Annotated in this window: 10 protein-coding genes and 4 pseudogenes; 10 read left to right on the top strand and 4 right to left on the bottom strand. The window is 67.5% G+C overall.

All coding sequences use genetic code 11. From position 1 onward, the window contains the following. Positions 1–335: 335 nt before the first annotated feature. Positions 336–728 (bottom strand): hypothetical protein, encoded by a 393-nt coding sequence (locus ABZ624_RS40630; protein ID WP_360100314.1) that lies wholly within the window; start codon positions 726–728, stop codon positions 336–338. A gap of 343 nt (positions 729–1,071) precedes the next feature. Between ABZ624_RS40630 and ABZ624_RS40635 the strand changes: the two genes are divergently transcribed. Further along, a complete protein-coding gene (locus ABZ624_RS40635; protein ID WP_360100317.1) occupies positions 1,072–1,326 on the top strand; it encodes a hypothetical protein in 255 nt (84 codons plus the stop codon). Between the two features lie 672 nt (positions 1,327–1,998). After that, positions 1,999–2,190 (top strand): hypothetical protein, encoded by a 192-nt coding sequence (locus ABZ624_RS40640; RefSeq protein WP_360100320.1) that lies wholly within the window; start codon positions 1,999–2,001, stop codon positions 2,188–2,190. Here the strand turns inward: ABZ624_RS40640 and ABZ624_RS40645 are convergent. Continuing rightward, positions 2,171–2,896: an IS6 family transposase gene (locus ABZ624_RS40645; RefSeq protein WP_360100337.1), complete on the bottom strand. Its 726-nt coding sequence runs from the start codon at positions 2,894–2,896 to the stop codon at positions 2,171–2,173. The two genes, ABZ624_RS40640 and ABZ624_RS40645, sit on opposite strands and share 20 nt — an antisense overlap. Positions 2,897–2,958: 62 nt before the next feature. Here ABZ624_RS40645 and ABZ624_RS40650 point away from each other — a divergent pair. The 5 genes and pseudogenes from ABZ624_RS40650 to ABZ624_RS40670 all read left to right on the top strand — a co-directional run. Then, a pseudogene (locus tag ABZ624_RS40650) lies at positions 2,959–3,162 on the top strand (IS110 family transposase); the annotation flags it as partial. Between the two features lie 230 nt (positions 3,163–3,392). Next, the gene (locus ABZ624_RS40655) at positions 3,393–5,240 is read left to right on the top strand and encodes a 1-deoxy-D-xylulose-5-phosphate synthase (RefSeq protein ID WP_360100340.1); all 1,848 of its coding nucleotides are present in this window, start codon (positions 3,393–3,395) and stop codon (positions 5,238–5,240) included. Then, positions 5,237–6,376 carry a flavodoxin-dependent (E)-4-hydroxy-3-methylbut-2-enyl-diphosphate synthase gene (ispG, locus tag ABZ624_RS40660; protein WP_360100323.1) on the top strand — a complete coding sequence of 380 codons (1,140 nt, stop codon included), beginning with the start codon at positions 5,237–5,239 and terminating at the stop codon, positions 6,374–6,376. The genes ABZ624_RS40655 and ispG overlap by 4 nt, the downstream gene beginning before the upstream one ends. Before the next feature lie 86 nt (positions 6,377–6,462). After that, positions 6,463–7,554 (top strand): polyprenyl synthetase family protein, encoded by a 1,092-nt coding sequence (locus ABZ624_RS40665; protein WP_360100326.1) that lies wholly within the window; start codon positions 6,463–6,465, stop codon positions 7,552–7,554. Beyond that, positions 7,551–7,664 (top strand): annotated as a pseudogene (locus tag ABZ624_RS40670) (4-hydroxy-3-methylbut-2-enyl diphosphate reductase); the annotation flags it as partial. The gene ABZ624_RS40665 and the pseudogene ABZ624_RS40670, both read left to right, overlap by 4 nt. A 67-nt stretch (positions 7,665–7,731) precedes the next feature. Here ABZ624_RS40670 and ABZ624_RS40675 read toward each other — a convergent pair. Beyond that, positions 7,732–8,443: pseudogene (locus ABZ624_RS40675) on the bottom strand (IS6 family transposase). 131 nt (positions 8,444–8,574) lie between these two features. Here ABZ624_RS40675 and ABZ624_RS40680 point away from each other — a divergent pair. Together ABZ624_RS40680 and ABZ624_RS40685 are read left to right on the top strand one after the other, a co-directional pair. After that, positions 8,575–8,937: a hypothetical protein gene (locus ABZ624_RS40680; protein WP_360100329.1), complete on the top strand. Its 363-nt coding sequence runs from the start codon at positions 8,575–8,577 to the stop codon at positions 8,935–8,937. Then, positions 8,934–9,593: a nucleotidyl transferase AbiEii/AbiGii toxin family protein gene (locus ABZ624_RS40685; RefSeq protein ID WP_360100332.1), complete on the top strand. Its 660-nt coding sequence runs from the start codon at positions 8,934–8,936 to the stop codon at positions 9,591–9,593. The genes ABZ624_RS40680 and ABZ624_RS40685 overlap by 4 nt, the downstream gene beginning before the upstream one ends. A gap of 175 nt (positions 9,594–9,768) precedes the next feature. Here the strand turns inward: ABZ624_RS40685 and ABZ624_RS40690 are convergent. Next, positions 9,769–10,021, bottom strand: a pseudogene (locus tag ABZ624_RS40690) (transposase); the annotation flags it as partial. A 95-nt stretch (positions 10,022–10,116) separates the two neighbouring features. On the opposite strand from ABZ624_RS40690, the gene ABZ624_RS40695 reads away from it, so the two are divergent. Continuing rightward, the coding region (locus ABZ624_RS40695; RefSeq protein WP_360100334.1) for a hypothetical protein at positions 10,117–10,312 on the top strand (196 nt) is incomplete at its 3' end.

Here is a 10,312-nt window from a genome sequence, read left to right on the forward strand (position 1 = left end):
AGAGAACACCACCGCAACGACCAGGAGCCTCGTCTCGTCACCCCACACCGCTGACCTGCACCTTCACCCCAGCAGGACAGGATGAAAACGGTTCACTGAGTCGTATTTCACGGACTGGGGCACCCGCTTGATGGTCTGCGGGCGGATTTCACGCACCTCCGGTCGATAGAGTTCGAGTTCTGATCCGCCCAATTCTGGGCCCTGCTATAAACCGTATTCGCGGGCCGTCACAGAAGCGCTCTGGCGGCGGCCCGCTTTCGATTCCGCCCCACGAATACGAGGCCCTGATGACCACGTCCTGGTCACCCCGGCGCACCACGCGCCGCCCGCTCGCCTCACACGTCGCCGCGCCCCGCGAGCCGGTCGACCACGCCCGCATCGGCCGGCGCGTGGTGCGCCGCCGCGCGAAGGGCATGGACGCCGCCGCCGTCGCACGGGCCCTCGAGGAAGCCCGGTTCGACGCCCGGCAGGACTCGCGGCACGAGCACCCGGTCGACGACACGCGCGGCCGGGCGGAGCTCGCGGAGTGGGAGCGCATCAACCAGCTGCTCACCGACGCGGCGCCGGGCACCGTCTACGACCCGGACACCGACGACGTCGTCCATGCCGAGCTCGCCGCCGAAGCCGCGGCCGCCGCCGCACGCGAAGCCGAGCTGCGCGAAGCCGCCCGGATCGTGGCCCGCGCCGATGAGCTCCAGGCGCTGCGCGAGCTGGGCACGCTGGAACAAGCCGAGCCCCCGAGGGCGACGAAGCCGCCCGGGACGAACTCGCCCGCCCCGCCGGCGGCTACATCCCGGCCGACGGCGACACCTGGCTCGCCCACGCCCTGGCCGCGCACCGCGGCCACTACGCCCACCCGGCAGCCCGCGAGGCCGCCGCCGGCCTCCTGCCGCAGCCCGTCCTCGCGCACGCCGCGCTGCTGTCCGCGCTCGCCCGACTGGTCCCGGCCGCCGCGCCCGGCGAGCTGGCATTCACGGCCCGGCTCGCCGCTGCCGAACCCGAGGCCACCACCGACCTCGCCGCACTTCTCACGCGCGGCCCGGCGCCGGTCGACCCCGCGGGGAGCCCGGCATGACGCACGGCCAGGAGCCGGAGGTCGTCGCCGTCTGGCACACCGCCAGCACCGTCGGCCGCCGCTTCGAGAAGCTGCTCGCCGACGGCACCCTGTACGCGTGGACCGAGCCGCCGATCGGCGAGACGCACTACCCCGGCGAGGACGACCCCGACTACAACCCGATCTGCCACTGCCCGCGCACGCCACGCGCGTTCTGCATGGAGTGCGCCGACTGCGAGGAGTGCCGCTGCCCCCGCCCGGCCCTCCTATGATCGCACCCTCTGCAACCTCCCAGAACTCCCAGATCCCCGGGCCAGACGTGTGACAGATCTGGGAGCCTGGGGCCGTAAGTGCCCGGTACGCCCGTGATGCCTGAGAGGTTGGGAGGCCGTTTCCCCAGGCAGACGCGTTCTTGGGAAATGACCTGTGACCCTGTGACATAGCTGGGAGGTGCAGCCCGTGACGATCACGGAAGGTGACTGTCACGCTGTCACGCCCGAGGGGTGTCACGCACCCCCGCCGGGCTGTCACTCGGCCGGTTCGGCCCGGAAACACGGGCCCGGACCCCGATCCGGGCCTCTTGACTGATCAGCGTGACACGGCTCGGGGCCGGTTACCGTCCGCTGCCGAACAGTCCGGCCGGGCAGGGCCGACCTGTGTCATCAACCTCCTGTGTTCCCCAGGTGGACACGCCTGTCTGTGTCACTGATCAGCTGATCAGTGACATCGCCGACCGGGACCCAGGTGGACCCAGCAACCGCCCCACAACCTGGGTCCCTGGGTCCCGAGACCGGTGTTTTCCCTGGTAGACACGAACGGGGCCCGTAGCTGGGTCCACCTGGGTCCTATCCGCCCGCCCAGGCCGGTTCGTCCGGAGTGGTCCCCAGCACCGGGTGCGGCCGATACTGTTGGGGAGACGCCAGTTCCGCCCTCTGGAGCCCTCGATGAGCGAACAGCCGGCCCCCGCCGACCACGCCCGGCAGCAGCTGGAGCCCGCGACCGCCGACGCGGTCCGCGCCTACGCGGCCAAGACCCGCGAGAACGCCGACCGGGCTTGTCAAGTTGCTTATGTGGTAGGTGAGTTGGAGTATGCCGGTGGTGCGGGTGGTGTCTGGTTCAGGCGGTCGTGGCCATGAGTGTGGTGCCGGTGATCTGGTGCCAGATGGTGAAGCGGTTGGTCATCTCGGTGCGGTAGCCGGGGGCGGTCATCAGGTGCCGGCGGGGACGGAAGTGCGGTGAGATCCGGGAGAAGGCGGCGAGGAATCTCTGGGCGGTGCTGACGTGGCGGAAGCCCTTCATGCGCCGCTCGCGCTCTCGGGTGGGGATATGGGAGTTTTCTGCCCGGTTGCTGAGATGTTTCGAGCTGCGGTGCTCGACCGACGGCATCATCTCTCGGTGGGCGGCGCCGTAGGAACGGAGTTTGTCGGTCACGATCACCCGGGGCACGGTTTCGGTGCTCTTGAGGAGCCTGCGGAAGAACCTCTTGGCGGCCTTCGCATCGCGCTTGTCGGCCACGAGGATGTCCAGCACGTTCCCGTCCTGGTCCACCGCACGCCATAAGTACCGCATCTGTCCGTTGACCTTGATGAAAACTTCGTCCAGATGCCACCGGTCACCCGGGCGGGGCTGCCGGCGGCGCAGCCCGGCGGCGTAGGCCGGGCCGAACCGCTCGCACCACAGCCGGATCGCCTCGTACGAGACCTGGATGCCGCGCTCGAACAGCAGCTCCTCCACATCACGGAACGACAGAGGGAAACGGTGATACAGCCAGACCGCGTGCGCGATCACCTCCGACGGGAACCGGAAGCCCTTGTACGACGGTGCAGCACTGTCCACCAGCAGACCCCTCCCCCGACGATCTACACCAAGATCATCGCACCCCACCCCTTAACTTGATAACACCCCTCTGGGCCTTCTCCGCCATCACCGCCTCACCCGGCGCCAGAACTCACTACCGAAGGCGCCGCGACGACCACGGAGACTGGCACGCTGCCGCCCAGAGAAACCTCTTCAACCGCATGCTCGGCCAACTCTACCACTGCCTCCAACACCGCAAACTGTTCGACGAACAAACCGCCTTCCCCGCCGAACTTGCCGTCGCCGCTTGACGAGTTAGAACCCTGAGGTGTCTCACAGGGCAATACAACTAGGGCTTTTCACGAGTGCGCAAGGTTGCACGGCGTGCATGGCTTTCCTGCTGCTGGATTGTGGACGCGTGGTGTTGGTGACGGTGAACTGTCTCTGCTCGGTTACATGGTGCCGCACCGTCAGGGAGCGAGCACAGCGTAGGCCGGGGTCATCTGGTGTCCTGCGCAACGGAGGTGCTGCATTGTCTGGTGTGTCGGTCCTTGATCGCATTATGGGTCCTGAGGATGTGCGAGCTGTGTCTGCGTGTGAACTGCCGGTGCTAGCCGGGGAGATCCGCGCTTTTCTGATTGATGCGGTGTGTGTGACGGGCGGGCATCTGGGACCCAATCTGGGTGTGGTGGAGCTGACCCTTGCGCTGCATCGGGTGTTCGACTCGCCACGCGACACGCTCATTTTCGACACTGGGCATCAGGCGTATGTGCACAAGCTGCTCACCGGCCGTCGTAAGGGGTTTGACGGGCTGCGGCAGGCTGGGGGGCTGTCGGGTTATCCGTCGCGGGCGGAGTCGGTGCATGACGTGGTGGAGAATTCCCACGCTTCCACGGCGCTGTCGTATGCGGACGGTCTGGCCAAGGCTCGCCAGCTGGCTGGTGAGCAGGACCGGGCTGTGGTGGCGGTGATCGGTGATGGGGCGCTGACTGGTGGTATGGCCTGGGAGGCGTTGAACAATCTGGGCGGTGAGCTGCAGCGGCCGGTGATTGTGGTGGTGAACGACAATGGCCGTTCCTACGCGCCCACGACCGGGGCGCTGGCCCGTCATTTGAACGATCTGAAGTTCGCGGGCGGGGCGGAATCATGCCGCAATGTGTTCACCGACCTGGGCTTCACCTATTTCGGTCCTGTTGATGGACACAACACTTCTGAGATCGAGGGGGCGTTGCTGCGGGCCCGTGCTCTGAGCCGACCGGTGGTGGTGCATGTGATGACGGTGAAGGGCAAGGGCTATGCCCCAGCCGAGCAGGACGCTGCGGATTGCCTGCACGCGGTGGGCACCGTGGATCCGGCCACCGGCCGCCCCGCCCCTGTTGTGCCGGAGGCGGCTGGCGCGACAGGGGCCGCCTCTGCCCCATCGTGGACGAGCGTGTTCTCCAAGTGCCTGCTGGAGCTGGCTGAACAGCGGGAGAACCTGGTGGTGGTGACGGCGGCGATGCTGCGCCCTACTGGCCTGCGCCTGATGCGAGAGCGGTTCCCGGAGCGGGTCTTTGATGTGGGGATCGCGGAGCAGCATGCGGTGACCAGCGCGGCTGGCCTGGCCATGGGCGGCCTGCATCCGGTGGTCGCAGTCTATGCCACGTTCCTGGGCCGGGCGTTTGACCAGGTGTTGATGGACGTGGCCTTGCACCGGCTGCCGGTCACCTTCGTTTTGGACCGGGCCGGTATCACTGGTCCGGATGGGCCGTCCCATCACGGTATGTGGGATCTATCCCTGTTCTCGATGGTGCCCGGGATGCGGATCGCTGCCCCCCGGGACGCCAGGCGCTTGGAGGGGCTGCTGGGTGAGGCGGTCGGGTGGGAGGAGGGCCCCACGGTGCTGCGCCTGCCCAAAGCCAGCGCAGGACCGGAGATCTCGGCACTGGCCCGCATGGACGGCATCGACATCCTGCACCGCAGCTCTCGTCGGCCGTTGGATGTGCTGCTGGTGGGGGTGGGGCCGCTGGCCGGGGCGGCTGTGGAAGCCGCCCGGCTTCTGGAAGGACAGGGCATCGGGGTGACAGTCGCCGATCCACGCTGGGTACTGCCAGTCAACGAAGCACTGCCCGCGTTGGCGGCCCGCCACCAGCTGGTCGTCAGTATCGAGGATGGTGTCGTCACCGGCGGGACGGGCTGGGCGCTGGCCCAGGAGTGCCAGGCCAAAGGTGTTCAGACACCGGTGGTGCCGCTGGGGCTGCCACGTGAGTTTATCGCGCACGGGTCCCGCACCGATCTGCTGGCTGAAGCGGGGCTTGATGCCGCGGGCATCGTCCGCACTGTCCGTTGCATCCTGTCGGTCGGCGAGCCAGGCACGGCTGCAACCGTCTTGGAACAGGTGGCGCGATGACCACGACCGACCCGGGCCTGTCCACTGTGCCCGTGATTTCACCGGTCCCGGTGCGTCGCCGCCTCACCCGTCAGTTGCGTGTCGGGGCGGTGCCCGTGGGCGGCGGCGCACCGGTGTCCGTGCAGACGATGACGACCACGAACACGGCGGATGTGGATGCCACGCTGCGGCAGATCGCAGAAGTCACCGCCGCGGGCTGCGACATCATCCGTGTCGCGGTGCCCTCGGCTGATGACGCCGATGCTCTGCCGAAGATCGTCGCCCGCTCGCCGATCCCGGTGATCGCGGACATCCATTTCCAGCCCCGTTACGTCTTCGCCGCCATCGACGCCGGCTGCGCTGCGGTGCGGGTGAACCCGGGCAATATCAAGAAGTTCGATGACCGGGTGGGCGAGATTGCCCGGGCGGCGGCTGCGGCTGGAATACCGATCCGCATCGGGGTCAACGCGGGTTCTCTGGATCCGCGTCTACTGACCAAACACGGCTCTGCCACGGCGGAGGCTCTGGTTGAATCTGCGTTGTGGGAGGCCTCGCTGTTTGAGGAACACGGCTTCACCGATTTGAAGATTGCGGTCAAGCACCACGACCCGCTCACCATGATTGCCGCGAATCGGCTGCTCGCACAGCGCTGCAGCTATCCCCTTCACTTGGGGGTTACCGAAGCCGGTCCGGCCTTTCAGGGCGCCGTCAAATCCGCCGTCGCCTTCGGGATTCTGCTGGGCGAGGGCATCGGCGACACTATCCGCGTCTCCCTGTCAGCCCCGCCGGTCGAACAGGTCAAGGCAGGCTGTCACATTCTCGCCTCGCTGGGCCTGCGGCCGCGGAAGCTGGAGATCGTGTCCTGCCCCGGCTGCGGCCGCCTCCAAGTCGACATCCATCGCTTGGCCGCCCAAGTCGAGGCCGCCTTCGATGGCTTCCCCCATCCGCTACGGATCGCGGTGATGGGCTGCGTGGTCAACGGCCCCGGAGAATCCCGGGAAGCCGACCTGGGCGTCTCGTGCGGTAACGGCAGGGGCCAGATCTACCGCCACGGCCAGGTCATCAAGACCGTCCCCGAAGCGGGCATCGTCGAAGCCCTACTCGAGGAGGCACTCGAACTCACCGCTGCCGCACGGGAAGAAGGCGAATCCGCATGACCCTCGCACCCCCCACTCACCGCCGACCTCGACCTGGACATAGTCCTCCATCTGACCAGCGACCTACCGGAGAAAGGCGACAGCGCATGACCCTTGCTCCTGTTGTCACCGACCAGCTCGACCTGCCCGGTGCCCGCGACCGCGTCGAGGCGATCCTTAAGGACTTCCTGCACACCAAAGCACTCGATGCCCGCATGAAGCAGTTGCCGCCGCTGGCAGCCTCCGTCCTGACCGATTACTTCACTGCTGGGGGCAAGCGGCTGCGTCCCATGCTGTGTGTGCTGGGCTGGCACGCGGCCGGCGGCATCACACCCGCGCCCGACACAGTGCTGCGGGTGGCGGCCGCGCTGGAGATGTTCCACGCCTTCGCCCTCATCCACGACGACGTCATGGACGCCTCCGACACCCGGCGCGGACAGCCCACCATCCACCGCACCCTGGCCCACCGCTACGGCCAAGGCCGCACGCATCAGCGTGCCAACCGTCTAGGCGAGGCGGCCGCCATCCTTGTCGGGGATCTCGCCCTGTGCTGGTCCAACGAGCTCCTTAACACCGCAGGCCTCGCCTCCGATCAGCTGGCCCGGGTCTTGCCCGTGCTGGACGCTATGCGCACCGAAGTTATCTACGGCCAATACCTTGACGTCACCGCCACGGGCACCCCCAGCTCGGATCTCGACCAGGCGCTGTTGATCATCCGCTACAAGACCGCCAAATACACGATCGAGCGCCCCCTGCACCTCGGCGCCCTCCTCGCCGGAGCCGACAACAGCCTGCTCAAGACGCTGAGCGCCTACGCTCTCCCTCTGGGCGAAGCCTTCCAGCTACGCGATGACCTCCTCGGCGTCTTCGGCAATCCTGCCCTGACCGGCAAATCCCGCCTGAACGACCTACGCGAAGGCAAACACACCGCCCTGATCGCCCTCGCCATGCGCGACGCCACACCCCACCACAAGAACCTGCTGCACCGCATGCTCGGCCAACCCGACCTCACCGGGGCCGAAGCCGCCCAGATCCGCAACATCCTCACCGTCACCGGCGCCCGCACTCACGTCGAAGACCTCATCACCCAACGCCGCACCACCGTCATGAGGCTCCTCGACACCACCCCGGCCCTTGCACCACAAGCCATACCCCACCTACGCCACCTGGCCGACACCACCACCCGAAGGACCACATGACCGCCACCGCCTCCTGCAGGAAACGCGTCCTGCTCGCCGCGCCCCGCGGGGCATGCGCAGGCGTGAACCGTGCCATCCGGGCAGTGGAGAAAGCCCTGGAGCAGTACGGCGGGCGTTGTCACGTTGTCGGGCGCGCGGTCGTTTGAGGATATGCCGATGGCAGAGGTAGCCGATTGTTCAGTCTGTCGTGGGCATGCCGATGCCGGCGGCGACGTGGTCCCAGATGGTGAAGCGGAGGAGTTTCTCGAATGCGGTGGGCGGCGGCGGTGATCAGGTGGCGTGGGGGCCGGTGCGGCGAGGTGCCGCTGGACGCGGACAGGAACCGCTGGGCCCGGCCGGGCGTCCGGAAGCCTTTCATCGCGCGCTCGCGCTGCCTCGTCGGCTGGTGACTGTTCTCGGCGCGGTTGTTGAGGCTCTTGTGGGAGCGGTGCTCGAGGCAGGGCATGAGCTTGCGGTGCGCGGCGCCGTAGGAGCGGAGTTTGTCGGTGACCAGCACCCGCGGGACACACGTCTGTTTCTTCATGAGCTTGGCCATGAATCTCTTGGCGGCCTTGGTGTCCCGCTTGGACTGCACCAGGATGTCGAGCACATTGCCGTCCTGGTCAACGGCGCGCGCCACAGGTAGTGCCTCGCCGTTGATCTTCACGGAGACCTCGTCGAGATGCCATTTGTCGCCGGCCCGGGGCCGGCGCAGCCCGTCGGCGTAGACCTGACCGAACTTCCCACACCAGCGGCGGACGGTCTCGTACGAGACGATCACGCCGCGCTGGAGCATCAGCTCCTCGACCTCGCGGAAGGAGAGCGGGAACCGGAAGTACAGCCACACACAGTGGGAGATGACCTCCACCGGGTAGCGGTGGCCCTTGTACGACGGCGACACGGCACCCACCAGCAGAACATCCCGAGACAACCAACCCGAAGATCATCTCACGAGCCCAGCTCAACGTGACAACGCCCCCCATACGGCAGGAGTGACGGGTATCTGCTACGGCGGCGCCTCGTACCAGCGATACTGGACGCATGGATGTGACGACCACCGCCCTGCGCGCTGAGGTGCTGCGGGACCGTTACCGCAGTCGGTTGCCCGAGCGCCTGGAGGAGCTGGCCGGCCCCGTCGAGGGCACCGTCGACCTGCCGCTCCACGTCGTCTGGTCCGGTCGGACGAGTTACAGTCTGGACCGCCCGAAGTCCCGCATGACCCTCTACCGGACCGTCCTTGCTGAGGGCCTGCGCGAGGACCTGGCGGCCTTCCTGCACCATCGGCTGCTGGCCGAGCAGTGGCCCGTTCTGCGTCGCCTGGTCAGCCCCTGCATCCGCGAGGTCTGGGAGGACGCCTTCCCTGAGCTGCCCCGCACCGCTCCGGCCGACACGACGGCCGCGTGAAGCTCACCCCGCTCCATGAGCGTCTCCTTGCCGATATCCTCGATCTCGGCTCTCCCTATCCTCTGGTCCTCACCGGTGGATACGCCGTGCAGGCCCATGGCCTGGTCGAACGCATCAGCCGTGACCTCGACGTCGCCACCGAGAATCCCGCTCCGATGGACGAGATCGTCGCTGCCCTCACAGCCGGCCTCGCCGCGCGTGGCTGGCGGACCACACATGTCCAGACCGACCCGCTCAGCGGCCGGTTCCTTGTCACCGTTCCAGATACCGGCGAGGAGTGCGAGGTCGACGTCCTCAAGGAGCCATTCTGGGCCCCGCCAGCCCAGACCCCCTACGGTCCCGTCCTCTCCCTTGACGACGTGATTGGCACCAAGGTCCGCGCGCTCGCCGACCGCGGGACCGTCCGCGACCTCATCGACGTCCAGGCCGCCTCCCGCCACCGCTCCACCGCCGACCTTGAATCCCTCGGCCGCCGCCGCGCCCCCGATGAGTTCAGCCTGGAGAATCTTCGTGACCGGCTCATCGGTGCGGACTGGTACGAGGACGAGGACTACGCCGCGTACGGGCTCACCTCCCGGCAGATCGAAGAGCTCAAGATGTGGGCGCTGGCGTGGGCGGAGGACCTGGGGGCGCGGATCCACGACGAAAACGCCTGACAGGAGACCGCAGCCCTCTCACGGCGGTGTGATCACGCGCTGGTCGTGGTGTCGAGGAGCTCGTCTGGGCAAGGTCCCCGTGGGTTTCGGCGGTCTCCATGCGGAGGCAGCGTCTCGATGCCGCGCGGGCAGCCACGCGGTGCACGGCCGGGCACCCTTCAGGGCGGGCGGCCGCGCCGTCAGCCGCACGCGGCAGTGGCGTGGAGGCCAGCAGCCTGCGCAGACGGCGCCGGCCCCAGCCAGCCGTGATTCACCGCGTCGTACATTGCCCCGTGCCCGCGGCGGTGCTCGGCTGTCAGGGTCAGCCCGACGAGCGAGGTGACCGGACCATCAGCACAGAACACCGCGCCGGTGAGCTCGAAGAGCGCATCCGCTCGGGGGTAAAGACAGTCGTAGAACTGGACACGAAAGTGGGACAGGACGCCCAGCGCGGCGTCAGCGGACGGTTCAGGAGCGAGTCTCTTCACCAGCGGCCGTTCCTTCACGCGGCGTTGCTCGACAGGTCGAAGCGTGAAGAACGGCCGTGCTGCTGTCTCAGGAACAAACCAAGATCAGCAAGTCGAGTGACCCAGCGAGGTTAAAGATCAAACTGAGACGACATCACTCTGGCCAGGACCGTTGGTGGTTCATGGTCGCCGCTTTGTCACGTGCTGTCGAAGAGCTGGGACAGACCACGTTCGATGACCGTCGCAACGTCCTCGGTGCCGGCGGGCACGACC

This window comes from Streptomyces sp. NPDC007205, from assembly GCF_040634095.1.
Classification (GTDB): domain Bacteria; phylum Actinomycetota; class Actinomycetes; order Streptomycetales; family Streptomycetaceae; genus Streptomyces.